Here is a 24,933-nt window from a genome sequence, read left to right as displayed (position 1 = left end):
TTACTGCTCTGTCTGGACTTCCGTAATAATGGCGTAGAGCTCTTCATCACTCTGCGCAGCACGCAGACGACGGCAGACCGTTTTATCTGCCAGACGCTTCGCCACCAGTGACAGGGTGTGCAGGTGTGTTTTGCACTGGTCAGCGGGGACCAGTAAAGCAAACAACAGATCGACCGGCTGGTTATCAACGGCATCAAACGCAATCGGCTGTTCGAGGCTGATAAATACCCCAACCGCGCGCAGCGTATCCTCTTCCAGCTTGCCGTGAGGGATCGCAATCCCATTACCAATACCGGTACTGCCCATGCGTTCGCGGGTCAGGATCGCTTCGAAAAGCGTCTGGTGCGGCAGGTTGAGCTGCTTAGCGGCCAGTTCGCTGATGATTTCCAGCGCACGTTTTTTGCTTTGGCAGTGTACGCCGCTGCGGGTGCAGTCTGGCGAAAGCACTGTGCTCAATTCCAGTGTGAGATCGTTGTTCATTATCGTTTCACTTGCGTGTTCACCAGGCCATTCACCGCCAGCGCGTCTTAACGCCTGAGACAAACGGCGCTTGCTCAGATGACAAAACGGGGCGGATTATCCGCCCCATCCTGTCGGCTCTGCGCGCCATGCGCGCTTCGCGAGCGTGAAGGTTAGTGTTTTTTCAGTTTATCTTTGTGTTTGGTCAGCTGACGGGCAAGCTTATCGATCAGCCCATCAATTGCCGCATACATATCTTCCGCTTCGGATGTGGCGTGCAGCTCGCCACCATTCACGTGGAGTGTTGCGTCCGCCACCTGAGTGACTTTCTCAACCTTCAGAACAATATAGACCTGATTGATATGTTCAAAATAGTGTTCCAGTTTGGCAAATTTACCGTTAACGAATTCACGCAGAGGCGCAGTGATTTCAACGTGTTGCCCGGTCAGGTTCAGCTGCATAGGTCTTCCTTCTCATTTCTTTCAAACCAGCTGCTTACGCTGGTTCGATGGCGGGATGGATAAAGACTCACGATATTTGGCGACGGTACGCCGTGCCACCATAATCCCCTGATCAGATAACATGGAGGTCAGTTTACTGTCGCTCAAGGGTTTGGCTGGATTTTCCGCCGAAATTAATTTCTTCACCAGGGCACGAATCGCCGTGGAGGAGGCTTCGCCGCCACCTTCAGTATTGACGTGACTGGAGAAAAAGTACTTCAGTTCAAAAATGCCACGCGGGCTGTGCAGATACTTTTGCGTGGTCACGCGGGAAATTGTCGACTCGTGCATTTCAACGGCCTGGGCAATATCCGCCAGCACCATCGGACGCATAAATTCTTCACCTTGCTCGAAAAACGCCTGCTGTTGCTCAACAATACAGCGCGTCACCTTCAGCAGCGTATCATTGCGGCTTTCCAGACTCTTAATTAGCCAGCGTGCTTCCTGCAGGTTACTGCGAATGAACTGGCTGTCGCTGTCATTGCGCGTTGCGCCGCTCATTGCCGCATAGTGCTGATTAATCTTGAGGCGCGGCAGGCTGTCGGCGTTGAGTTCAACCGTCCAGCGGCTGCCGACTTTACGCACCAGCACATCGGGAATGACATATTCCGGCTCGCTGGTATTAATCGACTGACCCGGACGCGGATCCAGCGACTGAATCAGCAGCATCGCCTCTTTCAACACATCCTCTTTGAGGCGCGTCACTCGCATCAGACTACGGAAATCGTGATTGGCCAGCAGGTCAAGATGTTCGCTGACGATCAAGCGTGCTTCTGTCAGCATCGGTGTTTCGGGCGCATATTGCGATAGCTGAACCATCAGACAGTCACGCAGATCGCGCGCGCCAACACCAATAGGATCAAAGCGCTGAATGCGTTTAAGCACTGCTTCAACTTCATCCGCTTCAAGATCATCGTTGCCGATACTGTCGAGGATCTCTTCAAGCGAAACGGTGAGATATCCGGTGTCATCGATAGCATCGACGATAGAGGTGGCAATAGCGCGATCGGTGTCACTAAAAGGCGTCAGTCCGACCTGCCACATCAGATAGTCCTGAAGTGACTGCGTGGTTTCACCCTGATAAACCGGTAACTCATCATCCTGATAATCGGTACCAGTGCCGGAAGGCGTGCCCGCGGTGTACATCTCATCCCAGGTAGCATCCAGCGGCAGCTCATCGGGCATCTCTTTCTGCTCAAGCGCTTCGCGTGTATCCAGCGCCTCAGGTTCCGACGATTCCCGGGCGTCGATCTCTTCATGCAGGTCAGTCTGCTCAAGTAGCGGATTGCTTTCGAGTGCAAGCTGTAACTCCTGCTGGAGTTCAAGCGTAGAGAGTTGCAGCAGACGAATCGCCTGCTGCAACTGTGGAGTCATTGCCAGCTGTTGGCTGAACCTGAGTTGTAGACCTTGCTTCATAGACAGGATGGTAGTTCCCAGGTAAACATCGGTATTAAGGACACCTTATCAGAGTCTGAACTCTTCACCCAAATAAACCCGCTTAACCTGCTCATCCGCAAGAATTTCATTGGGCGTGCCATGCGCAATCAGGCGTCCCTGGCTGACGATATAAGCCCGCTCGCAGACCGCTAAGGTTTCACGCACGTTATGGTCGGTAATCAGCACACCGAGGCCGCTGTCACGCAAATGCTCAATGATTTTCTTGATGTCGATAACGGAGATTGGGTCAACACCAGCAAAAGGCTCATCCAGCAGGATAAATTTAGGATTAGCGGCCAGTGCGCGTGCGATCTCAACACGACGTCGCTCACCACCCGAAAGTGCCTGACCCATGCTATCGCGCAGGTGTTCGATGTGAAACTCTTCCATCAGCTCACGGGCGCGATCCTGGCGTTGCTCTTCGGTCAGATCATCACGAATCTGCAGTACTGCCATCAGGTTATCGTAGACGCTGAGGCGACGGAAGATCGATGCCTCCTGCGGCAGATAGCCGATGCCACGACGTGCACGCGCATGCAGCGGCAGGATACTGATATCTTCATCATCAATGACAATGCGGCCAGCGTCACGCGGGACAATGCCCACCACCATGTAAAAGGTGGTGGTCTTACCGGCTCCGTTCGGGCCCAGCAGGCCGACAATCTCACCGGACTTTACCTGCAGACTGACATCTTCTACCACGCGACGGCCTTTATATGCCTTCGCCAGGTTTTCTGCGATTAATGTGGCCATAGCTATCAGTTACTCTTCTTTCCGCTGTTGGACGAACCTTTATCCTGAAGTTGCGACGGCACCAGGACGGTGGTGACGCGCTTGTTCTGGCCCTGGCTGTAAGCCTGCATTTTCTGCTCTTTTACCAGATAAGTAATACGATCGCCTTTGATGTTGCTGTCCTGCTGCTCAATGAAAGCATTACCGGTCAGCTCAACGAAGTCATTAGCCAGTTCGTAGTGCAGTTTTGAGGCATGGCCCTGAACCGGCTTGCCGCTGTCCTGCATCTGATAGAAGGTAGCGGGATTACCGTAAGCATCAACGATGGTTTTCTTGCTATCGCCGCCAGGACGGGTTACCACGACTTTATCTGCCGTGATTTTGATTGAACCCTGCGTCACGATGACATTGCCGGTAAAGGTCGCGACATTGCCCTGCAAATCCAGCGCCTGATTCTGCGAGTCAATATTGACGGGCTTATCCGAGTCACCGGTCAGGGCAAGCGCCGGAACGCTGGTTGCCAGCAATATGCTGGCCAGTAAAAGCTTCAGGCTATTTTTGTTCATTTTGAATTTCATATGAGGTTTTGACCTTCTCGATTAACTCGGCGTTTTTTGTCCGTAAATTGCCGCGCATTTTCATGCCGGTAGAGTTAAAACTGCGGCCATACAATGTCACCTGGTCATCAGAGGTAACGTCCTGAGTGACAAGATTGATCTGCGCGTTATCCGTCTTGATACGCTCAAGCTGAGAATCCTGCGTCAGCGTATTCAGCTCAACATGGCCATAAAGATAAAGCATACGATCTTTGGTGAGCTTTGCTTTATCCGCGCGTAACGTCCAGGTAGGGATTTTGTTCTCATCATAAGTGGTCATTACCGGATTTTCGAACCAGCTCAGCTCATCATCCGAGAAATAGGTCACTTTGTCAGAGACCAGTTTATATGACAGCGCGCCCTGCGGGTTATAAACCACAGTGTGTGAATCCGCACTGGTATAGGTCGGCGACTGGCTGCCTGTCCCGACTGGCGTACCATCGTCATCCTGATTAGTAAGATTCCAGCCGATCAAAACCAGTGCAATCAAGGTCAGAATCAGCGTTATCCAACGCCTGCTTTTACTCATACTGATTGCCCTTTGGCATCCTCAAATTTGTTCTGCGCCATTAAGATCAGGTCACATACCTCGCGCACCGCACCGCGTCCACCGGCGATCCGCGTGACATAATGCGCACGTGGCAACAGGATTGGATGTGCATCCGCCACCGCCACACTTAATCCCACTTTCGCCATAACCGGCCAGTCGATCAGGTCGTCACCGATGTAGGCGACCTGATCGTCAGAAAGAGACAGTTTATCCAGAAGTTCACGATAGGCCAAAAGCTTATCGGATTGTCCCTGATAAAGATGACGGATGCCGAGCGTTTTGCAGCGATCTTCCATCAGACGGGCATTGCGGCCGGTAATAATAGCCACTTCCACATCGGAGGTCAGCAAACAGCGTACGCCGTAACCGTCCCGCACGTTGAATGCTTTCAGCTCTTCGCCATTATTCCCCATGTAGATCACGCCGTCGGACATCACGCCATCGACGTCGCAGATCAGCAAACGAATCTTGCTGGCGCGCGCCATAAAGTCAGCGTTAACCGGGCCGTAGCAGGTTTCAATCGGGGGAGTTGCCTGTTGCATTTTCTCTTCCTGTTCAGACTACGCCAGCGCGCAGCATGTCATGCATATGTACCACACCGAGCAGACGGTCGTCATCGGCCACCAGAATCGAGGTGATGTTTTTGGTCTGCATCAGGTTCAGAGCTTCAACCGCCAGCATGTTTGGCCGGACGCGGATGCCACCTGGCGTCATCACTTCCCCGATGGTGGCGCGCTGGAAATCGATGCCCATATCAAAGATGCGGCGCAGGTCACCATCAGTAAAGATACCTTCAATTTTCATCAGACCGTCGACGATTACCGTGAGTCCCAGATTTTTGCGGGTGATCTCCAGCAGCGCATCGCGGAGTGAGGCGTCACGCGTGACGTGTGGCAGTTCTTCGCCGCTGTGCATGATATCAGCCACATGTAGCAGCAGTTTACGGCCCAGCGCACCGCCGGGGTGGGAGAGGGCAAAGTCCTCCGCCGTAAATCCGCGCGCTTCCAGCAGCGAAACTGCCAGCGCATCGCCCATCACCAGCGTGGCCGTGGTGCTGGTGGTCGGTGCCAGACCCAGCGGGCAGGCTTCCTGCGGAACATGAACACACAGATGCACATCGGCAACCCGGCCCATCGCACTGTCAGGCCGTCCGGTGATGCAGATCAGCGTAATATGCTGACGTTTTAATACCGGAACCAGCGCGAGTATTTCGTTTGACTCACCGCTATTGGAGATAGCGATGACCACATCATTTTTGCTCACCATGCCCAGATCGCCGTGGCTGGCTTCAGCCGGATGCACAAAAAAGGCGGGCGTGCCGGTACTGGCAAAGGTCGCCGCCATTTTTTTTCCAATATGGCCAGACTTGCCCATGCCCATCACCACCACTTTCCCCTGGCAGGCGTAGATAAGGGCGCAGGCGCGGGCGAAATCATCGTTGATGTATTGATCGAGCTGTTCCAGTCCTTCACGCTCAATACGCAGTACGGTTTTTCCCGCCTGCTGGAAATCAAATGCTGTTGGTTGCTGATATGACATAGTGAGTCTGTCCTTGTTAGCCGTCCATGAATGCCGGCTGCATCCACAGCAGCGTCACCCAGACGAAGAAACCACAGAGTAAAAATAAGCCTGCCGTACGGCCAACGCGACGGCGACGGAGCAGGCAGAGCAGGGCAAACAACACACTGACGCCCAGCATCACCCAGTAATCGCGAGCGAAAGCGTGATAGTCGACGCTGCCGGGGTGGATCAGCGCCGGCAGGCCCAGCACGATGGCAATATTATAAATGTTGGCGCCGATCAGATTGCCGATCGCGATATCATCTTCACCTTTCAGCGCACCGGCAATGACCGTTGCCAGCTCGGGCAGGCTGGTGCCCACGGCGATCAGCGTCAGGCCCATCACCAGTTCGCTGACGCCAAAATAGTCGGCAAAGGCGGTGGCATTGTCGATCACCATGCGGGTCGACATTGGCAGGATGATTAGCGCAACGGCCAGCCAGAGAAAGGCCACCGTATTTCCGCTCTCTTCACGAGGCAGCTCGGCCAGTTGCTCGCGGGTCAGGGTGTCGTTGTTGTCCTGTTCTGCTTTACGCGCAATGCGAATCACTACCATCAGATAAATAGCGGCAATGGCGATCAGGCCAATTCCATCCAGTCGACTAAGCTGATTGTCAAACAGCATGAATCCGCTGAGCAGAGTAACCAGCAACATCAACGGCAGCTCACGGCGTATCAGATTAGAATGGACGCTGAGCGGGTGCATGAGCGCAGCGGCACCCAGGATCAGTAAAATGTTGGTAATATTCGAGCCAAGCGCAGTGCCAACAGCAAGATCCATCTGGCCGTGTTGCGCCGCAGAAAAGGAGAGGATCATTTCTGGCAACGAGGTGCCGATGCTGACAACGGTCATGCCAATAATCAGTGGCGGGATGCCAAATGATCGGCACAATATAGAGGCGCTAAACACCAGACGATCGGCACCATATGCCAGTAAAAGCAAACCGATAATCAGCAGTGCAGAAGCTACGAACATGAAAAATCCTTGCGTAAAAACCCAGGCCGGCGATGCCATTTCCGACCGGTTTGAGGTTCTGTTTGGCGAGACAGGCGCTGATTTTGACCGTCTGAACGGCAAAAGTAAATTTAATGACCATTTTCGCCAAATCTTAGCGGTAAGTTTCTGTAAAGCTATCGTGAATCAGGACCGAACAGGCTACCATCGTACCCCATGTTTACGCCCGATCCTTACAAGAGGTAATAATGATCCAGCAGCATACGAATCTGGTTGAGGTTCGTGGCGTGAGTTTTTCGCGCGGAGATCGCACCATCTTCGACGACATTTCGCTGACCGTACCGAAAGGCAAAGTGACGGCGATAATGGGACCGTCGGGGATAGGAAAAACCACTCTGCTACGCTTGATTGGGGGGCAACTTCAGCCAACCAGCGGTGAAATCTTTTTTCGTGGCGAAAACATTCCGTCATTGTCGCGCGCTAAACTTTACGAAGTGCGCAAGAAAATGAGCATGCTGTTCCAGTCTGGCGCCCTGTTTACTGACTTAACGGTCTATGAAAATGTCGCCTGGCCGCTGCGTGAACACACTCGTCTGCCTGCACCGATTCTGCACAGCACCGTATTAATGAAGCTGGAAGCGGTGGGACTGCGCGGTGCGGCGCAACTGAAACCCGCTGAGCTGTCGGGCGGTATGGCACGCCGTGTGGCCCTGGCGCGCGCGATTGCGCTTGAGCCGGAACTGATCATGTTCGATGAACCCTTTGTCGGACAGGATCCCATTACCATGGGCGTGCTGGTAAAATTAATCGACGAACTTAACCATGCTCTGGGCCTGACCTGTATTGTGGTCTCGCACGACGTACCGGAAGTACTGAGTATTGCGGACTATGCCTATATCGTGGCCGGACAAAAAATTATCGCACACGGCACCACGCCGGAACTGCGAGAGAATAATGACCCGCGCGTGCGCCAGTTTATTGATGGCCATGCGGATGGTCCGGTTCCATTCCGTTTTCCTGCCGGCGACTATCTCGCGGATTTAACCGGCTCAGGGAGTAACTAAACAGATGGTCTTGAAGGCGCTGGCGTCATTCGGTCGTCAGGGAATTGAAACGTGCGCCAGTTTTGGACGCGCAGGATTAATGCTGTTTCACGCGCTGGTAGGAAAACCCGCGTTCCGCAGACACTCGCCGCTACTGATCAAACAGCTCTATAGTGTTGGCGTACTGTCGTTACTGATTATTGTGGTTTCGGGGCTGTTTATCGGCATGGTACTCGGACTGCAGGGCTATCTGGTGCTGAACACCTATGGTGCCGAAACCAGTCTGGGTATGCTGGTGGCGCTTTCCTTGCTGCGCGAGCTGGGGCCGGTCGTGACCGCGCTGCTTTTTGCCGGACGGGCAGGGTCCGCACTGACGGCTGAAATCGGCCTGATGAAAGCGACCGAGCAGCTCTCCAGTATGGAGATGATGGCGGTGGATCCATTGCGCCGCGTGGTCTCGCCGCGCTTCTGGGCCGGTTTTATCAGCATGCCGCTACTGACAATGATCTTCACCGCGGTGGGTATCGCTGGCGGTGCACTGGTTGGCGTGAGCTGGAAGGGGATCGATCCCGGCTTCTTCTGGTCAGCTATGCAGAACGCAGTCGATTTCCGGACCGATGTCGTTAACTGCATCATCAAAAGCGCCGTATTTGCTGTGACGGTCACCTGGATTGCCCTCTTTAATGGCTATGACGCGATTCCCACTTCTGAAGGGATCAGTCGCGCAACAACGCGTACCGTAGTACATGCTTCACTGGCGGTGCTCGGGTTGGATTTTGTGCTGACAGCACTGATGTTTGGGAATTGATGCAATGCAAAGCAAAAAAAGCGAAATCTGGGTTGGCATTTTTATGATTATGGCGTTGATCGCCGCATTGTTTCTCTGTCTGCGCGTCGCCGATCTAAAGTCAATGGGCACAGAGCCGACGTGGAAACTTTACGCGACCTTTGACAATATCGGCGGCCTGAAAGCCAGTTCGCCGGTCAAAATCGGTGGTGTGGTGATTGGCCGGGTGACAGAAATAGCGCTTGAGCCGAAAACGCTGCTGCCGCGTGTCACCATGGAAATCAGCGATCAGTATGCGAATAAAATTTCAGACACCAGCTCACTGGCTGTCCGTACTCAGGGTCTGCTGGGTGAGCAATTCCTGGCGCTGAACTTAGGTTTTGACGATCCTGAACTCGGCTCGGCGATGCTGAAAGATGGCGATACACTGCGCGACACGAAGTCAGCCATGGTGCTCGAAGACCTGATCGGCCAGTTCCTTTATAAGAGTGGCGATAAAAAACAAAACAATGACAACAAGGATGCGCAGGAAAGCAGCAGTGCTGCGCCTGCGGCACCGGCTCAACCTTAAAGAAGAGGGTATACCATGTTTAAACGTTTACTGATGATTGCCATGCTGGTGGTTGCAGTACCGCTGACGGCGACCGCAGCCGATCAGAGCAATCCCTATAAGCTGATGAACGAAGCAGCGCAAAAAACCTTTACCCGTCTGAAAAATGAGCAGCCGAAAATCAAGCAGGATCCTAATTATCTGAGAGAGATTGTTCGTCAGGAGCTGCTGCCCTATGTGCAGATCAAATATGCCGGCGCGTTAGTGCTGGGCCGCTACTATCGTGATTCGACACCTGCTCAGCGCGAAGCTTACTTCAGCGCCTTTGGTGACTATCTGGCGCAGGCTTATGGTCAGGCACTGGCACTGTATAACGGACAGAGCTATCAGATTCAGCCTGAGCAGCCTTTAGGCGATGCCAAAATTGTCGCCATTCGTGTGTCAATTATCGATCCAAATGGCCGTCCACCTGTTCGCCTCGATTTCCAGTGGCGTAAGAACAGTCAGAGTGGGAACTGGCAGGCGTATGACATGATTGCCGAAGGCGTCAGCATGATCACTACCAAACAAAATGAGTGGAGCGACCTGTTGCGTACTAAAGGTATCGATGGTCTGACGGCGCAACTGAAATCTTCTGCGGCACAGCCAATCACGCTGGATAAACAACAATAATGCACGAATCGTTACGCTGGGAGCGGGAAGCCAGCACGCTGTTACTGAGAGGCGAACTGGATCGCGACACGTTGATGAGCCTGTGGCAGCAACGTGAGACGCTGATTAAAGATGTTGATACCATCGACGTTGCGGCGCTGGAGCGCGTTGACTCTTCCGGTCTGGCCCTGCTGGTGCACCTGCGTGAAATCGCACGGGCACAGGGTATTACCCCACGCTTTACCGGCATCAGCGACAAACTGCTCTCGCTGATTACGCTTTACAATCTGCAACAGATTATTGTTTCTGCGGATAAAAGCGCCTGATTTCCGGTTGTTATGCTAAGCCCCTGTTTTCGACAGGGGCTTTTGCGTATTTAAGAGTCAGACGCTTTCCTCTACTATGTCAGCCTTATTATTATTAAGTGAAGTTAAGCCCAATGGAAAACAGTGAAATTCAGGCCGTGCTGATGGCCGCATTGCCTTTAGAAGAAGTTCATGTGATGAGCAACGATGGCAGCCATTTTCAGGTGATCGCCGTAGGCGAACTGTTTGGCGAACTGAGCCGCGTCAAAAAGCAGCAGGCTGTCTATGCGCCGCTGATGGAATTCATCGCGGACAACCGCATGCATGCTGTCTCTATCAAAACCTACACTCCCGCTGAATGGGCGCGTGACCGTAAACTCAACGGTTTCTGATCCCAAGCGTGGTGAACTCGCCCTGGGCGAGTCTAATTTTTAGCGAGTTAATTGAGAGCCGTGTTAATGGAAAAATTTCGTGTGCAAGGCCCCACCCGTTTAAGTGGTGAAGTAACCATTTCCGGGGCGAAGAACGCCGCACTGCCTATTCTGTTTGCTGCCCTGCTGGCCGAAGAGCCGGTAGAGATTCAGAATGTGCCAAAGCTCCGCGACATTGATACCACCATGAAGCTGCTGACTCAGCTGGGTGCGAAGGTGGAACGCAACGGTTCTGTACATGTCGATGCCAGCGCGGTAGATGTATTTTGTGCACCTTATGATTTGGTCAAAACCATGCGTGCCTCAATCTGGGCGCTGGGTCCGCTGGTGGCACGTTTTGGTCAGGGTCAGGTTTCTCTGCCGGGTGGCTGCGCTATTGGCGCGCGTCCGGTTGACCTGCACATTACCGGTCTGGAACAGCTGGGTGCCGAGATCAAGCTGGAAGAAGGCTACGTTAAAGCCTCAGTCAATGGCCGCCTGAAGGGCGCGCTGATTGTCATGGACAAAATCAGCGTCGGCGCAACCGTCACTATCATGAGTGCTGCGACGCTGGCGACCGGTACCACGGTGATTGAGAATGCGGCGCGTGAGCCGGAGATTGTCGATACTGCCAACTTCCTGAACACCCTGGGTGCCAAAATCAGTGGTGCAGGCAGCGATAAAATTACCATCGAAGGCGTAGAGCGTCTGGGTGGCGGGGTTTACCGCGTCCTGCCAGATCGTATCGAAACCGGTACTTTCCTGGTGGCGGCTGCGATTTCAGGCGGTAAAGTACTGTGTCACAAAACTCAGCCAGATACGCTGGACGCTGTGCTGGCTAAGTTGCGTGATGCAGGTGCCGATATCGAAACCGGTGAAGACTGGATCAGTCTGGATATGCACGGTAAGCGACCCAAAGCGGTCAACGTGCGCACTGCACCGCATCCGGGTTTCCCGACTGATATGCAGGCACAGTTCACCCTGCTAAACATGGTCGCGGAAGGGACGGGCCTGATTACCGAAACCATCTTTGAAAACCGTTTCATGCATATCCCGGAACTGATCCGTATGGGCGGACATGCTGAGATTGAGAGCAACACGGCGATCTGTCATGGGGTTGAAACCCTGTCAGGTGCGCAGGTGATGGCGACCGATCTGCGTGCTTCTGCCAGTCTGGTTCTGGCAGGTTGTATTGCGGAAGGAACGACGTTCGTTGATCGCATTTATCATATCGATCGTGGCTATGAGCATATTGAAGATAAGCTGAAAGCGATGGGTGCAAACATCGAGCGCGTCAGCGAAGAGTAATCCTGCTGATACGCTGAAAGAACCAGCCCCGTTTGGGGCTGGTTTTTTTTTGCCTGAAGCTCGCCTGAACTTCAGGCGCTATCGGAATGATTTGCAGACGTCCGGATACGTTTCCGGCGATCCAGCAGGCAGTGGGTATCAGGATCATAATAGCGGCTTGGCCAGATCTCACTCGGGTGAATCTTGATCGCGTCTGCAATCAGCCATTCACCTTTAGGCCAGGGACGCGTCAGCGCATTAGCCAGCGTTGATGAACTCAGACCCGCTGCGCGTGACAGCGCCGCCAGAGTCATGCCACGTTTATGCAACGCAGCGATAATGTCAGCCGGATGCCAGTCTTCCATCCTTTTTTCCATAGCCTGCTCACCTTTTCCTTGTCATTGCGTCGTCCTGCGGGATATTGGCTTTCCTTTTTACTATTATCTGGAAAGAACAGGTCTTTTATATCAAATTAGTTCCATTAATTTCCAGTTAAATTTGGATCCAGCATCTGGTCTGTGTGATGGCACACAAAAGGAATGCAACAGCTAAGAGGGAATAAAGAGAAGTGAGAGCAGTGATATAAAAATGGAGCCTGGCAGGCTCCATAAGGGATCAGAAATCGCGCTGAACAGACATATGTGCCAGTGACTCCAGGGCACTGCGCCACGGTGATTCGGGCAGAATACGTAAGGCGTCAATCGCTTTGTCCGCTTCCTGTTCGGCGCGGTTGCGCGTCCATTCCAGCGAACCACACTGATTCATCGCTTCCAGCACCGGTTCCAGCAGATGACGGCCATTCCCCTGCTCAATGGCTTCACGGATCATCTTCGCCTGTTCAGGCGAGCCGTGCTGCATAGCATGCAGCAGTGGAAGCGTGGGTTTGCCTTCACTCAGGTCATCGCCGGTATTTTTACCCAGCGTCTCGCCATCAGCGCTATAATCCAGTAAATCGTCAATTAACTGGAAAGCGGTACCCAGATAGCGCCCATAATCCTGCAGCGCCTTCTCCTGTTCAGGTGTAGCTTCAGCCAGGATCGCAGAGGCCTGCGAGGCCGCTTCGAACAGGCGCGCAGTCTTGCTATAAATCACGCGCATGTAGCTTTCTTCTGTGATGTCGGGATCGTTAACGTTCATCAACTGAAGGACTTCGCCCTCAGCAATCACGTTTACCGCCTCTGACATCAGCGCCAGGATACGCAGCGAACCCATGCTGGTCATCATCTGGAAGGCGCGGGTATAAATAAAATCACCGACGAGCACGCTTGCCGCATTGCCAAACGCCGCATTAGCGGTCGCTTTGCCACGACGCATATCGGATTCATCCACGACATCGTCATGCAGCAGCGTGGCGGTGTGGATAAATTCGATCAGCGCCGCATTGGTCACGTGCAGGTCGCCCTTGTAGCCCATGGCACGTGCGGATAGCACGGCAATCATGGGACGGATACGCTTGCCCCCACCACTGATGATGTAGTAGCCCAACTGGTTGATGAGCGAGACATCCGAATTCAGCTGGTCGAGGATGGTCTGGTTAACGGCAGCCATATCCTGTGCGGTTAATTCATTAATCTGTTCTAAGTTCATTCGTCTTTTCAGCTATGACTCGTTATCTCTGCCATGGTAAGTGGTTTACCCAGCCAGCGTTCAGGTAATCTGTTACTGATTGTACTTGAATTTTGTGCCTGAGAAACGGTTGCATTCAGCCTGTGTTTTTTTTCTGCAAGAGTGTGCAAAGTGCTCTTGTCTTCTTCTGGAGTTTTGCGTAGAATTCGCGCCCTATTGTGAATATTTAGCGCGCCGCCTGATGAACTAAAAGGCAAGCGCAGAAGCGGAGTTTTATATGTACGCGGTTTTCCAAAGTGGTGGTAAACAACACCGAGTAAGCGAAGGTCAGACCGTTCGCCTGGAAAAGCTGGACATCGCAACCGGTGAAACGATTGAGTTTGACCAGGTTCTGATGATTGCTAATGGCGAAGACGTTAAAATCGGCGCGCCACTGGTTTCAGGCGGAATGATCAAGGCAGAAGTTGTTGCTCATGGTCGTGGCGAGAAAATTAAGATTGTTAAGTTTCGTCGTCGTAAGCACTACCGTAAGCAAGCAGGCCATCGCCAGTGGTTCACTGATGTGAAAATCACTGGTATCACGGCGTAAGAGGAGATCTGACAAATGGCACATAAAAAGGCTGGTGGTTCGACTCGAAATGGTCGTGACTCCAATGCAAAACGTCTGGGTGTAAAACGTTTCGGTGGTGAATCTGTTCTGGCAGGTAGCATCATCGTTCGTCAGCGTGGCACCAAATTCCACGCCGGTACCAATGTAGGTTGTGGTCGTGACCACACCCTGTTTGCTACTGCAGACGGTAAAGTACAGTTCGAAGTTAAAGGTCCGAACAACCGTAAATACATCAGCATCGTTGCTGAGTAAGGTTGTCGTGACGCAGACGTTTAACGTCTGAACGCACGAATTAAAGGCCCCGCAGCTCCTGCGGGGCTTTTTACATTCTGCGGTCTGTTGCGGTAAAAGCAACGCATCACAAAAGTTTGCTGTACACTTTATGTACGCACTGGCGAAAGCCAATCCTGATTTATCCGCCGCTGGTCAGCGCAGAAGACCCTGGCGGACCCGTCTGCAGAGTGCTGCAGGCGATTGTGTGACGGAGATAGAAAATGAAGTTTGTAGATGAAGCGACAATCCTGGTCGTCGCCGGTGATGGCGGTAATGGTTGCGTCAGCTTCCGCCGCGAAAAATATATCCCGAGAGGCGGCCCTGATGGGGGTGATGGCGGTGATGGCGGTGACGTTTATCTGATCGCTGATGAAAACCTTAACACCCTTATCGATTATCGTTTCGAAAAGTCCTTCCGCGCCGAGCGTGGACAAAACGGACAGAGCCGCGACTGTACCGGCAAACGTGGTAAAGATATCGAAGTTAAAGTGCCGGTCGGCACCCGGGTTATTGATCAGGGAACCGGCGAAACACTGGGCGACATGACGCGCCACGGCCAGAAACTGATGGTCGGCAAAGGTGGCTGGCATGGCCTGGGTAATACCCGTTTCAAATCGTCAGTGAACCGCAGTCCGCGCCAGAAAACCATGGGTACACCAGGCGAAAAGCGCGATCTGCAACTGGAGCTGATGTTGCTGGCAGACGTCGGGATGCTGGGTTTACCGAATGCCGGTAAATCAACCTTTATCCGTGCCGTATCGGCAGCTAAACCAAAAGTGGCTGACTATCCGTTTACCACGCTGGTGCCAAGCCTGGGTGTAGTCCGCATGGACAGTGAACAGAGCTTCGTCGTGGCCGATATTCCTGGTCTGATTGAAGGCGCAGCAGATGGCGCAGGCCTCGGCATTCGCTTCCTGAAGCACCTCGAGCGCTGCCGCGTATTACTGCACCTGATCGACATCGATCCGATCGATGAAAGCGATCCGGTTGAAAATGCCCGCATCATTCTCGGCGAGCTCGAAAAGTACAGTGAGAAACTGTTTAACAAGCCACGCTGGCTGGTCTTCAACAAAATTGATCTGATCAGTGAGGAAGAAGCGCAGTCACGGGCAAAAGCAGTTGCTGAAGCACTGGGCTGGGAAGATAAGTACTACCTGATTTCTGCCGCAAGCCGTACCGGTGTCAACGAACTCTGCTGGGACGTGATGAGCTTCATCAACGCCAACCCTAAAGAAGCCGAGCTTGAAGAGAAACAGCCGGAGAAAGTAGAGTTCATGTGGGATGATTACCACAAAGAAACTATTGAAAATACGGTTGAAGTGGAAGACGAAGAGTGGGATGACGACTGGGATGATGAAGACGACGAAGGCGTTGAGATCATCTATCAGCGTTAACCGCGCGTCTGCTACAGTGTGATATACGATGCCCTCTTTCAAGACCTGAAAGGGGGCATCGTTCTTTCTGCAACCTGCTCATCACCACGCTAACACCCGCTTCTGGCGGATTCAGCCATAAAAAACGCAGCAGGTTGCTCGCCTGCTGCGTTTTTATTACTGCATAATCAATTGTTCTGATTAATATCGCGATAAAGTCGGCTTTCGAAACGCACCAGCGGAATACGGCGGGTACGTTGATCTTCCGGCGGTACCGCATAACCGGAAAGGAACTGAACGAACGCTACCCGCGCACCACTTGAGGTGGTAATAAAACCTGCCAGGTTATAGACGCCCTGCAGTGAGCCGGTTTTCGCCGAAACTTTGCCATCCAGTCCTGCTTCATGCAGGCCGCCGCGGTATTGCAGCGTGCCATCATAGCCAGCCAGCGGCAGCATCGAAATATAATCCAGTGTGTTGTCATTCTTCGCAATGAACTGCAACACCTGCATCATGGTTTGCGGTGAGATCAGATCATGACGCGATAGTCCGGAACCATCGACCTGGATGCTGTTGCCCATGTCGACGTTGGCTTTCGCTTTCAGTATACGACGAACAGCATCCTGTCCGGCGCGGAAAGTACCTGGCACATTGAAGTAGTGATGACCAATAGTGCGGAACACCGTATCGGCAATCATGTTATCTGACTTCTTCAGCATGGTGTGCAGCAGCGTATGCAGGGGCGCGGACTGGGTCGATGCCAGTACAGTGCCTGGCTCCGTGACTTGCGTCTGACGCACCAGATGCCCGCTGTAATCAATTTCTGAAGACCGCAGCTCCGCCTTGAGGATTTCGCCTGCCCAGGCCGCGCCATCCTGCACCGCAAAGGCCAGCGGCAGCGGTTCTGCACGCTGGCGCATACAGCCGGTCAGTGTGTAGCGGTTCAGCTCGCCCGGCACCACATCCAGTTCACAATATTGCCCTTCGCCGCTGTTGCGGCCGATGGTGCGGACCTGACTGTACATATGTGCCGGATAATAGGATGCGATACGCACAAAGGCATTTTCACCCGGCGTATTAGCGCTGTAGAGCGACACTGAGAAGCAGTTCTTATCAACAATCGCCGCACCCGGCGGGGCGCTGAAGCACTGGGTCATGTCGTTCCACGGCCAGCCCGGCGCCATGTCGTGACTGGCAAACACGGAGGTGTCGATAACCAGATTGCCTTTAATATGGTTAATACCCTGCTTCTTAATCGCAGCGACCATGTTGCGCAGATCCTGACGGCTCAAGGTCGGATCACCGCCGAAACGTGCCACTAAATCGCCGTTCAGGGTGCCATCTATAATGGCGCCGCGAGTCTCAAAAGTGGTCTGAAAACGGAAGTCACCACCCAGTTCCAGCAGGGCCGCCAGCGCCGTTACCACTTTCATGGTACTGGCTGGCAGGGCCATCTGTTTTCCGTGGTAATCAATAATCGGTGTTGATGCACCCACTTTCTGAACCATCAGCGCCAGATTGGCGCCGTCTGGAAGGTACTGCATGTATTCATCAACTGGCGCTGCGTGTGCCTGTAGCATAAATGCGCAGCTTAATCCGGTAACAAGTCGTGAAAATCGCATAATCTCGCGGTAACTGGCAGGTGAGGGCGTCAATACTACGTTGCCGGACGGTGCAAAGTAAACGATGACCCGCAGTGAACTCTGGGGTAAAATACGTATCAAATTGCAAAACTCTTTTCTGGCCTGGAAGCATTTCCGGGTCAGGATTCTTTTATTTGCAAAAACGGGCTAATGTGCCGCAGAACGCTTTTTTCTGCAGTCACCGGTCAGGATGACATCGTTAACAGGAAAGATGGCGAGGAGCTTAAATGAATCAGATTCCGATGACGTTAAGAGGCGCTGAAAGATTGCGCGAAGAGCTGAACGAGCTGAAAACCGTGAAGCGCCCGCGCATTATCGCCTCTATCGCTGACGCACGCGAACACGGCGATTTAAAAGAGAACGCGGAATACCATGCTGCGCGTGAAGAACAGGGTTTTTGTGAAGGCCGTATTCAGGAGATTGAAGCCAAACTCTCTAATGCGCAGGTGATTGACGTCACCCAGATGCCTAAAACGGGTCGCGTGATTTTCGGCGCAACGGTGACCGTACTGAATGTCGAGACCGACGAAGAGTCAACGTATCGTATCGTGGGCGATGACGAAGCGGACTTTAAGCAAAATCTTATTTCGGTCAATTCGCCAATGGCGCGTGGCCTGGTGGGTAAAGAAGCCGATGATGTGGCTATCGTGAAAACCCCGGGCGGCGATGTCGAGTATGAGATCCTGAAGGTAGAATACCTTTAAGATGGTGCGTCGCCTGAAAAAGCGTTGATGCACAATGTAAAGAAAAGAAAAAGGCCGCATCGCGGCCTTTTATCTGAGGTAAGAGCATGTCACTTTCTTTGCCCACTTAACGTGGTAAAGAAATTTTGCTCTCTTTAGAGGGGCGATACAGCACCAGCGTTTTGCCGATCACCTGTACGTTGCTGGCACCGGTCTCACGCACGATAGCCTCAACGATCAGCTGTTTCGTTTCACGATCTTCCGAGGCGATTTTTACCTTAATCAGTTCGTGATGCGCCAGAGCCTGCTCGATTTCGGCCAGCACGCCTTCAGTCAGGCCGTTGCCACCCAGCATAACCACTGGCTTGAGTGGATGGGCGAGGCCCTTGAGGTGCTGTTTTTGTTTGGTACTTAGATTCATCGTAGTTTTTTACTTACTCAGGGATTGAAAACGGTTCATTCTACCGCCATCTCGGGTATATCACCAAATCGACGCAACCCATTGCGTGCAGGTTTATCGCTACGATGACGATTTAGTTGGAAATATTATGACGGGTAAAAAGCGTTCAGCCAGCTCCGGCCGCTGGCTTCAGGAACACTTTAGCGATAAATATGTGCTCCAGGCGCATAAAAAAGGGTTGCGCTCGCGCGCCTGGTTTAAACTTGATGAAATACAACAGGGTGACAAGCTGTTCAAACCCGGTATGACCGTGGTAGATCTGGGTGCTGCACCCGGTGGCTGGTCGCAATATGTGGTACAGCAAATCGGGAACAAAGGGCGCGTCATTGCCTGTGATATCCTGCCAATGGATCCAATCGTCGGTGTCGATTTCCTTCAGGGCGATTTTCGTGAAGAATTGGTAGTCAATGCACTGCTTGAGCGCGTTGGCGATCAGAAAGTTCAGGTGGTCATGTCAGATATGGCACCGAATATGAGTGGTACACCTGCCGTAGATATTCCCCGGTCGATGTATTTAGTAGAGCTGGCGCTGGAGATGTGTCGGGATATTCTGGCACCTGGCGGTAGTTTCGTAGTGAAAGTGTTTCAGGGAGATGGCTTCGATGAATACCTGCGGGAAATTCGCTCCCTGTTTACGAAAGTAAAAATTCGTAAGCCGGACGCTTCACGTTCTCGTTCACGTGAAGTGTACATTGTGGCGACTGGGCGCAAACTATAACCAAATTGCTGGAGAAGTCCGCAGCTTTGCTGCGATTCCATGTATGCAGGAACTATAGTACCCTACGCTATCTGTTAACACCGATGTAATATGAGGTTAATCCCTTGAGTGACATGGCGAAAAACCTGATTCTCTGGTTAGTCATCGCGGTCGTGCTGATGTCAGTATTCCAGAGCTTTGGGCCCAGCGAGTCAAATGGCCGTCGGGTTGATTATTCAACCTTCCTGTCGGAAGTGAACCAGGATCAGGTCCGCGAGGCACGCATTAACGGGCGTGAGATTAACGTTGTCAAAAAAGACAGCAATAAATATACCACCTACATTCCTGTCAATGATCCTAAGTTGCTCGATAACCTCTTGACCAAAAACGTCAAAGTGGTTGGCGAACCACCGGAAGAACCAAGCCTGCTGGCTTCAATCTTCATTTCATGGTTCCCGATGCTGCTGCTGATCGGTGTGTGGATCTTCTTTATGCGTCAGATGCAGGGCGGCGGCGGTAAGGGCGCGATGTCCTTCGGCAAAAGCAAAGCCCGCATGTTGACGGAAGACCAGATTAAAACCACATTCGCCGACGTTGCCGGTTGTGACGAAGCGAAAGATGAAGTGGCTGAGCTGGTGGAATATCTGCGTGAGCCGAGCCGTTTCCAGAAGCTGGGCGGTAAAATTCCAAAAGGCGTTCTGATGGTGGGGCCACCGGGTACCGGTAAAACCCTGCTGGCTAAAGCCATTGCCGGTGAAGCGAAGGTGCCATTCTTTACCATCTCCGGTTCGGACTTTGTGGAAATGTTTGTTGGTGTCGGCGCATCCCGTGTGCGTGACATGTTCGAACAGGCCAAGAAAGCAGCACCGTGCATCATCTTCATCGATGAGATCGATGCCGTCGGTCGTCAGCGTGGCGCCGGTTTAGGCGGTGGTCATGATGAACGTGAGCAGACGCTGAACCAGATGCTGGTTGAGATGGATGGTTTCGAAGGTAACGAAGGTATTATCGTTATCGCTGCGACTAACCGTCCTGACGTACTGGACCCTGCGCTGCTGCGTCCAGGCCGCTTTGACCGTCAGGTTGTGGTAGGCCTGCCAGACGTACGCGGTCGTGAGCAGATCCTGAAAGTGCATATGCGTCGTGTGCCACTGGCTACCGATATTGATGCAGCGATCATTGCACGTGGTACCCCAGGCTTCTCAGGTGCCGATCTGGCCAACCTTGTGAACGAAGCAGCGTTGTTCGCGGCCCGTTCAAACAAGCGTGTGGTATCGATGGTTGAGTTCGAGAAAGCGAAAGACAAAATCATGATGGGTGCGGAACGTCGCTCTATGGTGATGACGGAATCGCAGAAAGAGTCAACCGCCTACCACGAAGCGGGCCACGCCATTATTGGTCGCCTGGTGCCAGAGCATGACCCGGTGCATAAAGTTACGATTATCCCACGCGGCCGTGCGCTCGGAGTGACCTTCTTCCTGCCTGAAGGCGACGCGATCAGCGCCAGCCGTCAGAAACTGGAAAGCCAGATATCAACGCTTTACGGCGGTCGTCTTGCAGAAGAGATCATCTACGGTGTGGAACGTGTTTCTACCGGTGCGTCTAACGATATTAAAGTCGCGACCAATCTGGCTCGCAACATGGTGACACAGTGGGGCTTCTCCGAAAAACTGGGTCCATTGCTGTATGCAGAAGAAGAGGGTGAAGTATTCCTTGGACGTTCTGTCGCGAAAGCGAAACATATGTCTGATGAAACTGCCCGCATCATCGACCAGGAAGTTAAGCACCTGATCGATAGCAACTACCAGCGTGCTCGTCGCATTCTGGGTGAGAACATGGACATTCTTCACGCGATGAAAGACGCGCTGATGAAGTATGAAACCATTGATGCACCGCAGATCGACGACCTGATGGCACGACGCGAAGTGCGTCCGCCAGCTGGCTGGGAAGATCCAGGCAGCAGCTCAGACAGCAACGGTACGCCAAAGGCGCCACGTCCGGTTGATGAACCGCGTACGCCGAACCCAGGCAATACCATGTCAGAGCAGTACAATAAATAAGACGCAACATCGTCAGACAAAACCCCGGCTGGTCCGGGGTTTTTTACATCCGGATATTGATCAGTAAGGAGTTTTCACCATGAAGTTGTTCGCCCGTGATTCCCATCTCGATTTATCTTTTCCCCATGTGATGGGCATTCTGAATGTCACGCCGGACTCCTTTTCAGATGGTGGCAAACATAACGCGCTGGTCGATGCGCTGACGCATACCAATGAGATGGTCAACGCAGGCGCAACCATCATCGATGTGGGCGGTGAATCAACCCGACCTGGCGCGGATGAAGTGAGTGTGGAGGAGGAACTGGAGCGGGTAATTCCGGTGATCGATGCCATCGCCCAGCGTTTCGAAGTCTGGATTTCAGTCGATACATCTAAAGCAGAAGTCATTCGTGAAGCCGCGCGAGTGGGCACTCACATCATTAATGACGTTCGCTCACTCTCTGAACGAGGTGCACTGGAAGCTGCTGCCGCTACCGGACTTCCCGTCTGTTTGATGCATATGCAGGGTGAACCGCGCACGATGCAGCAGGCACCGGTTTACAAAAACATTTTAAGCGAAGTGGACACTTACTTCGCGCAGCAGATTGCGCGCTGTGAAGCGGCGGGAATTAAAAAAGAGCGGCTGATACTCGACCCGGGCTTCGGTTTCGGTAAAAATCTCAGCCACAATTATGAACTGCTGGCTCATCTGGGCGATTTTAACCACTTCGGTCTGCCGTTGTTGGTAGGAATGTCGCGTAAATCGATGATTGGCCAGCTGTTAAATGTCGGCCCGTCACAGCGTTTAACCGGCAGCCTTAGCTGCGCGGTAATTGCTGCAATGCAGGGCGCGCAGATTATTCGCGCGCATGACGTAAAAGAAACGGCCGAAGCGATGCGCGTGGTCGAAGCGACCCGAAGAGCAAAAGGAGTATCATGAGTAATCGTAAATATTTCGGTACAGACGGCATTCGCGGCAAAGTCGGTGAAACACCTATCACCCCCGATTTCGTCCTGAAGCTGGGCTGGGCAGCAGGTAAAGTGCTGGCGCGTCACGGTTCAAAGAAAATCATTATCGGTAAAGATACGCGTATCTCTGGCTATATGCTGGAGTCTGCGCTGGAAGCGGGTCTTGCGGCGGCGGGCCTGACAGCTGCATTTACCGGCCCGATGCCAACGCCCGCTATCGCCTATCTGACCCGCACCTTCCGCGCAGAGGCGGGTATTGTGATTTCCGCATCGCACAATCCGTTTGACGATAACGGGATTAAATTCTTCTCCTCCGAGGGCACCAAACTGCCTGATGACGTCGAAGAAGCGATTGAACTGGAAATGGAAAAGCCGATTACCTGCGTTGAGTCTGCGCAGTTAGGCCGTGCCAGCCGTATTGTCGATGCCGCAGGGCGTTACATTGAGTTCTGCAAAGGAACCTTCCCAAGCGAACTGAATCTTAACGGCCTGAAAATTGTGGTCGACTGCGCCAATGGTGCGACTTACCACATTGCGCCGAATGTTCTGCGAGAACTGGGCGCAACCGTCATTGCTATCGGTGTCCAGCCAGACGGCATGAACATTAACAAAGAATGCGGTGCCACCGATCTCAAACTGCTGCAGCAGCGTGTGCTGGCCGAGAAAGCCGATATTGGTCTGGCCTACGACGGCGACGGCGACCGTATCATGATGATTGACCATCTGGGCGACAAAGTGGATGGCGACCAGATCCTCTATATCATTGCACGCGAAGCATTGCGTCAGGGACAGTTACGCGGCGGCGTAGTGGGTACGCTGATGAGTAACATGGGACTGGAGTTAGCGCTGAAACAACTTGGCATTCCTTTTACCCGCGCCAAAGTGGGTGACCGCTATGTGCTGGAGAAGATGCAGGAGAAGGGATGGCGTCTCGGCGCGGAGAACTCTGGTCATGTGATTCTGCTGGATAAAACCACCACGGGTGACGGTATTGTTGCAAGTTTGCAAGTACTCACTGCAATGGTACGCAATCATATGAGCCTGCACGATCTCTGTAGCGGTATGAAGATGCTGCCGCAGGTTCTGGTCAATGTTCGCTTTGCGGGCGAGCATGATCCACTGCAAAGCGACGCAGTAAAAACTGTCACCGCCGAAGTAGAAAAAGCCCTGGCGGGTCGTGGACGCGTTCTGCTGCGTAAATCCGGAACCGAGCCATTGATTCGTGTAATGGTCGAAGGTGAAAATGAGGTGCAGGTAACGGAACTGGCAAATCGTATCGCCGACCAGGTCAAGGCCGTTTAAGCTTATAACAGGCGGTTCGCAGGATGCTGAACTGCCTGTAAAATCACCGGGATGGCGCTTTTTTCTGCAATCAGTCTGGCTGCTAAAAATTGCACTTGCAGAGATATGCGCCTTTGGTTAGTATTCACACCCGCTTCTGATGGGTGATGACGAGACTCCCCATCAATACTGGTTGAAGCTTTAACTGTACGATTATCGTGCAAGGAACAGGTTGAATATGTACGAAGCTCTTTTAGTTGTTTTCCTTATTGTAGCTATCGCCCTTGTGGGTATGATCATGCTGCAGCAAGGCAAAGGCGCTGATATGGGAGCCTCATTCGGTGCAGGCGCATCCGGTACGGTGTTTGGTTCTTCGGGTTCAGGTAACTTTCTGACGCGTACTACTGGCATCTTAGCGGCACTGTTCTTCATCATCAGCCTGGTTCTGGGTAATCTGAACAGCAATAAAGCGTCGAAGGGAAGCGAGTGGGAAAATCTTTCTGCGCCGGCGCAGTCTTCTCAACAGACTGAAAAGCCAGCTCAACCGGTTACTCCGGGCAGCGATATTCCTAAGTAAGGTCGTCAGCACAACGAATCGTTGTGGTCAGTGCAGTGCCGTGGTGGTGGAATTGGTAGACACGCTACCTTGAGGTGGTAGTGCCCGATTGGGCTTACGGGTTCAAGTCCCGTCCTCGGTACCAAATAGCAGTATCACTTGCATTTTATGCAGGTCTGGCGTATTATTCGCCACGTTTTCGGACGCGGGGTGGAGCAGCCTGGTAGCTCGTCGGGCTCATAACCCGAAGGTCGTCGGTTCAAATCCGGCCCCCGCAACCAATTTTACCTTTGAGTTCTTTTTCAAATATACTGTATGCATCGACGGACGCATTCACGGCTATTTTTTGAAAGAAAATTCTTAGGATGGAGTCCGGGCCGCATCGCGGCATACAGGGTCCAGTGACTAAAAGCCCCGAATATTCGGGGTTTTTTGTTATTAGCGAATCGTAATACTGGGCTATAGGCCCTTTTTTTATGTCTTGGGGGTGGGCTTGTCCACATTAGAGCAAAAATTGACAGAGTTGGTATCGGCTCCCGTAGAAGCGCTGGGTTACGAACTGGTTGGAATTGAATTCGTTCGTAGTCGCACATCTATCCTGCGCATCTATATTGATAGTGAAGATGGCATCAATGTCGATGATTGCGCCGATGTCAGCCACCAGGTAAGTGCGGTAATGGATGTTGAAGATCCCATTACTGTACCTTACAACCTTGAAGTCTCTTCACCGGGACTCGATCGTCCTCTGTTCACTGCAGAACACTACACCCGCTTTATGGGTGAAGAAGTGAGTCTGGTGTTGCGTATGGCCGTTCAGAACCGCCGTAAATGGCAGGGAACCATTAAGTCAGTTGATGGCGAGATGATCACGGTGCACGTTGAGGGTAGCGATGAAGTGTTCGCACTGAGTAATATTCAGAAAGCGAACCTGGTCCCCCACTTTTAAAAGTCCGGATTGAGG

At 52.7% G+C, this 24,933-nt stretch carries 31 protein-coding genes and 2 tRNA genes; 20 read left to right on the top strand and 13 right to left on the bottom strand.

Features of this window, described 5'->3' with window-relative positions; all coding sequences use genetic code 11:
- The 9 genes from ptsN to ACR8BF_RS16875 form a co-directional block, all read right to left on the bottom strand.
- Positions 1 to 480: a PTS IIA-like nitrogen regulatory protein PtsN gene (ptsN, locus tag ACR8BF_RS16915; protein WP_013359876.1), complete on the bottom strand. Its 480-nt coding sequence runs from the start codon at positions 478 to 480 to the stop codon at positions 1 to 3.
- Positions 481 to 632: 152 nt separating this feature from the next.
- The gene (hpf, locus tag ACR8BF_RS16910) at positions 633 to 920 is read right to left on the bottom strand and encodes a ribosome hibernation promoting factor (protein ID WP_090963879.1); all 288 of its coding nucleotides are present in this window, start codon (positions 918 to 920) and stop codon (positions 633 to 635) included.
- A 21-nt stretch (positions 921 to 941) separates the two neighbouring features.
- Positions 942 to 2,375: an RNA polymerase factor sigma-54 gene (rpoN, locus tag ACR8BF_RS16905; protein WP_179897349.1), complete on the bottom strand. Its 1,434-nt coding sequence runs from the start codon at positions 2,373 to 2,375 to the stop codon at positions 942 to 944.
- Positions 2,376 to 2,423: 48 nt separating this feature from the next.
- Positions 2,424 to 3,149: an LPS export ABC transporter ATP-binding protein gene (gene lptB / locus ACR8BF_RS16900; RefSeq protein ID WP_090963883.1), complete on the bottom strand. Its 726-nt coding sequence runs from the start codon at positions 3,147 to 3,149 to the stop codon at positions 2,424 to 2,426.
- A gap of 5 nt (positions 3,150 to 3,154) precedes the next feature.
- The gene (gene lptA / locus ACR8BF_RS16895; RefSeq protein WP_179897350.1) at positions 3,155 to 3,706 is read right to left on the bottom strand and encodes a lipopolysaccharide ABC transporter substrate-binding protein LptA; all 552 of its coding nucleotides are present in this window, start codon (positions 3,704 to 3,706) and stop codon (positions 3,155 to 3,157) included.
- Positions 3,681 to 4,253 carry an LPS export ABC transporter periplasmic protein LptC gene (gene lptC, locus ACR8BF_RS16890; RefSeq protein ID WP_090963885.1) on the bottom strand — a complete coding sequence of 191 codons (573 nt, stop codon included), beginning with the start codon at positions 4,251 to 4,253 and terminating at the stop codon, positions 3,681 to 3,683. Before lptC ends, lptA begins: the two co-directional genes overlap by 26 nt.
- On the bottom strand, positions 4,250 to 4,816 hold the full coding sequence (gene kdsC / locus ACR8BF_RS16885; protein ID WP_179897353.1) for a 3-deoxy-manno-octulosonate-8-phosphatase KdsC: 567 nt from the start codon (positions 4,814 to 4,816) through the stop codon (positions 4,250 to 4,252). Before kdsC ends, lptC begins: the two co-directional genes overlap by 4 nt.
- A 13-nt stretch (positions 4,817 to 4,829) precedes the next feature.
- The gene (kdsD, locus tag ACR8BF_RS16880) at positions 4,830 to 5,813 is read right to left on the bottom strand and encodes an arabinose-5-phosphate isomerase KdsD (RefSeq protein WP_179897355.1); all 984 of its coding nucleotides are present in this window, start codon (positions 5,811 to 5,813) and stop codon (positions 4,830 to 4,832) included.
- 16 nt (positions 5,814 to 5,829) lie between these two features.
- Positions 5,830 to 6,810 (bottom strand): calcium/sodium antiporter, encoded by a 981-nt coding sequence (locus tag ACR8BF_RS16875; protein WP_090963890.1) that lies wholly within the window; start codon positions 6,808 to 6,810, stop codon positions 5,830 to 5,832.
- Here ACR8BF_RS16875 and ACR8BF_RS16870 point away from each other — a divergent pair.
- From ACR8BF_RS16870 to murA, 8 genes are all read left to right on the top strand, one after another.
- Positions 6,809 to 7,066 (top strand): hypothetical protein, encoded by a 258-nt coding sequence (locus ACR8BF_RS16870; protein WP_292986463.1) that lies wholly within the window; start codon positions 6,809 to 6,811, stop codon positions 7,064 to 7,066. The genes ACR8BF_RS16875 and ACR8BF_RS16870 overlap by 2 nt on opposite strands.
- Positions 7,038 to 7,853: a phospholipid ABC transporter ATP-binding protein MlaF gene (gene mlaF / locus ACR8BF_RS16865; protein ID WP_179897359.1), complete on the top strand. Its 816-nt coding sequence runs from the start codon at positions 7,038 to 7,040 to the stop codon at positions 7,851 to 7,853. Before ACR8BF_RS16870 ends, mlaF begins: the two co-directional genes overlap by 29 nt.
- A 4-nt stretch (positions 7,854 to 7,857) precedes the next feature.
- Positions 7,858 to 8,640 carry a lipid asymmetry maintenance ABC transporter permease subunit MlaE gene (mlaE, locus tag ACR8BF_RS16860; RefSeq protein ID WP_090963895.1) on the top strand — a complete coding sequence of 261 codons (783 nt, stop codon included), beginning with the start codon at positions 7,858 to 7,860 and terminating at the stop codon, positions 8,638 to 8,640.
- 4 nt (positions 8,641 to 8,644) lie between these two features.
- Entirely contained in the window at positions 8,645 to 9,190 is a 546-nt protein-coding gene (gene mlaD / locus ACR8BF_RS16855) for an outer membrane lipid asymmetry maintenance protein MlaD (RefSeq protein WP_434745313.1), read from the top strand.
- 15 nt (positions 9,191 to 9,205) lie between these two features.
- Entirely contained in the window at positions 9,206 to 9,841 is a 636-nt protein-coding gene (gene mlaC, locus ACR8BF_RS16850) for a phospholipid-binding protein MlaC (RefSeq protein ID WP_179897363.1), read from the top strand.
- Positions 9,841 to 10,146 (top strand): lipid asymmetry maintenance protein MlaB, encoded by a 306-nt coding sequence (gene mlaB / locus ACR8BF_RS16845; RefSeq protein ID WP_179897364.1) that lies wholly within the window; start codon positions 9,841 to 9,843, stop codon positions 10,144 to 10,146. Before mlaC ends, mlaB begins: the two co-directional genes overlap by 1 nt.
- A gap of 113 nt (positions 10,147 to 10,259) precedes the next feature.
- Entirely contained in the window at positions 10,260 to 10,517 is a 258-nt protein-coding gene (gene ibaG / locus ACR8BF_RS16840) for a BolA family iron metabolism protein IbaG (RefSeq protein WP_179897366.1), read from the top strand.
- Positions 10,518 to 10,583: 66 nt separating this feature from the next.
- Positions 10,584 to 11,843, top strand: a complete 1,260-nt coding sequence (murA, locus tag ACR8BF_RS16835) for a UDP-N-acetylglucosamine 1-carboxyvinyltransferase (RefSeq protein WP_179897368.1) — start codon at positions 10,584 to 10,586, stop codon at positions 11,841 to 11,843.
- A gap of 71 nt (positions 11,844 to 11,914) precedes the next feature.
- Here the strand turns inward: murA and ACR8BF_RS16830 are convergent, their stop codons facing one another.
- Together ACR8BF_RS16830 and ispB are read right to left on the bottom strand one after the other, a co-directional pair.
- A complete protein-coding gene (locus ACR8BF_RS16830) occupies positions 11,915 to 12,199 on the bottom strand; it encodes a helix-turn-helix domain-containing protein (protein ID WP_179897370.1) in 285 nt (94 codons plus the stop codon).
- A gap of 238 nt (positions 12,200 to 12,437) precedes the next feature.
- On the bottom strand, positions 12,438 to 13,409 hold the full coding sequence (gene ispB / locus ACR8BF_RS16825) for an octaprenyl diphosphate synthase (protein WP_179897372.1): 972 nt from the start codon (positions 13,407 to 13,409) through the stop codon (positions 12,438 to 12,440).
- Between the two features lie 256 nt (positions 13,410 to 13,665).
- Here ispB and rplU point away from each other — a divergent pair, with 256 nt between their 5' ends.
- The 3 genes from rplU (at position 13,666) to cgtA (ending at position 15,665) form a co-directional block, all read left to right on the top strand.
- Positions 13,666 to 13,977 (top strand): 50S ribosomal protein L21, encoded by a 312-nt coding sequence (rplU, locus tag ACR8BF_RS16820; RefSeq protein WP_008925416.1) that lies wholly within the window; start codon positions 13,666 to 13,668, stop codon positions 13,975 to 13,977.
- A gap of 15 nt (positions 13,978 to 13,992) precedes the next feature.
- Positions 13,993 to 14,250, top strand: a complete 258-nt coding sequence (gene rpmA / locus ACR8BF_RS16815; RefSeq protein WP_003851093.1) for a 50S ribosomal protein L27 — start codon at positions 13,993 to 13,995, stop codon at positions 14,248 to 14,250.
- 242 nt (positions 14,251 to 14,492) lie between these two features.
- Complete coding sequence (cgtA, locus tag ACR8BF_RS16810) at positions 14,493 to 15,665, top strand: Obg family GTPase CgtA (RefSeq protein WP_003851092.1); 1,173 nt, start codon at positions 14,493 to 14,495, stop codon at positions 15,663 to 15,665.
- A 167-nt stretch (positions 15,666 to 15,832) separates the two neighbouring features.
- Here cgtA and dacB read toward each other — a convergent pair whose 3' ends face one another.
- Complete coding sequence (dacB, locus tag ACR8BF_RS16805; RefSeq protein WP_010251813.1) at positions 15,833 to 17,266, bottom strand: serine-type D-Ala-D-Ala carboxypeptidase; 1,434 nt, start codon at positions 17,264 to 17,266, stop codon at positions 15,833 to 15,835.
- Positions 17,267 to 17,514: 248 nt separating this feature from the next.
- Here dacB and greA point away from each other — a divergent pair, with 248 nt between their 5' ends.
- Positions 17,515 to 17,991, top strand: a complete 477-nt coding sequence (gene greA / locus ACR8BF_RS16800; protein WP_003851087.1) for a transcription elongation factor GreA — start codon at positions 17,515 to 17,517, stop codon at positions 17,989 to 17,991.
- A 106-nt stretch (positions 17,992 to 18,097) separates the two neighbouring features.
- On the opposite strand, the gene yhbY is transcribed toward greA, so the two are convergent.
- A complete protein-coding gene (yhbY, locus tag ACR8BF_RS16795) occupies positions 18,098 to 18,391 on the bottom strand; it encodes a ribosome assembly RNA-binding protein YhbY (RefSeq protein ID WP_008925418.1) in 294 nt (97 codons plus the stop codon).
- A 127-nt stretch (positions 18,392 to 18,518) separates the two neighbouring features.
- Here yhbY and rlmE point away from each other — a divergent pair, with 127 nt between their 5' ends.
- The 8 genes from rlmE (at position 18,519) to rimP (ending at position 24,918) form a co-directional block, all read left to right on the top strand.
- Positions 18,519 to 19,148, top strand: coding sequence for a 23S rRNA (uridine(2552)-2'-O)-methyltransferase RlmE (gene rlmE / locus ACR8BF_RS16790; protein ID WP_086905091.1), 630 nt, complete (start codon positions 18,519 to 18,521; stop codon positions 19,146 to 19,148).
- A gap of 113 nt (positions 19,149 to 19,261) precedes the next feature.
- The gene (ftsH, locus tag ACR8BF_RS16785; RefSeq protein WP_179897374.1) at positions 19,262 to 21,187 is read left to right on the top strand and encodes an ATP-dependent zinc metalloprotease FtsH; all 1,926 of its coding nucleotides are present in this window, start codon (positions 19,262 to 19,264) and stop codon (positions 21,185 to 21,187) included.
- A gap of 79 nt (positions 21,188 to 21,266) precedes the next feature.
- The gene (folP, locus tag ACR8BF_RS16780) at positions 21,267 to 22,106 is read left to right on the top strand and encodes a dihydropteroate synthase (RefSeq protein ID WP_434745312.1); all 840 of its coding nucleotides are present in this window, start codon (positions 21,267 to 21,269) and stop codon (positions 22,104 to 22,106) included.
- The gene (gene glmM, locus ACR8BF_RS16775; protein ID WP_434745311.1) at positions 22,103 to 23,437 is read left to right on the top strand and encodes a phosphoglucosamine mutase; all 1,335 of its coding nucleotides are present in this window, start codon (positions 22,103 to 22,105) and stop codon (positions 23,435 to 23,437) included. Before folP ends, glmM begins: the two co-directional genes overlap by 4 nt.
- Before the next feature lie 217 nt (positions 23,438 to 23,654).
- Positions 23,655 to 23,993 (top strand): preprotein translocase subunit SecG, encoded by a 339-nt coding sequence (gene secG, locus ACR8BF_RS16770; RefSeq protein WP_009092412.1) that lies wholly within the window; start codon positions 23,655 to 23,657, stop codon positions 23,991 to 23,993.
- Between the two features lie 37 nt (positions 23,994 to 24,030).
- Positions 24,031 to 24,117, top strand: a tRNA-Leu gene (locus ACR8BF_RS16765).
- A 59-nt stretch (positions 24,118 to 24,176) separates the two neighbouring features.
- Positions 24,177 to 24,253 (top strand) — tRNA-Met (locus ACR8BF_RS16760).
- A gap of 212 nt (positions 24,254 to 24,465) precedes the next feature.
- On the top strand, positions 24,466 to 24,918 hold the full coding sequence (rimP, locus tag ACR8BF_RS16755; RefSeq protein WP_010251795.1) for a ribosome maturation factor RimP: 453 nt from the start codon (positions 24,466 to 24,468) through the stop codon (positions 24,916 to 24,918).
- The last annotated feature ends 15 nt before the right edge of the window (positions 24,919 to 24,933 follow it).

The sequence above is a fragment of the Candidatus Pantoea rara genome, assembly GCF_051136265.1.
Taxonomy (GTDB): Bacteria; Pseudomonadota; Gammaproteobacteria; order Enterobacterales; family Enterobacteriaceae; genus Pantoea; species Pantoea rara.
The sequence above is the reverse complement of the archived record's forward strand: the minus strand, read 5'-3'. Positions and strand labels throughout refer to the sequence as shown.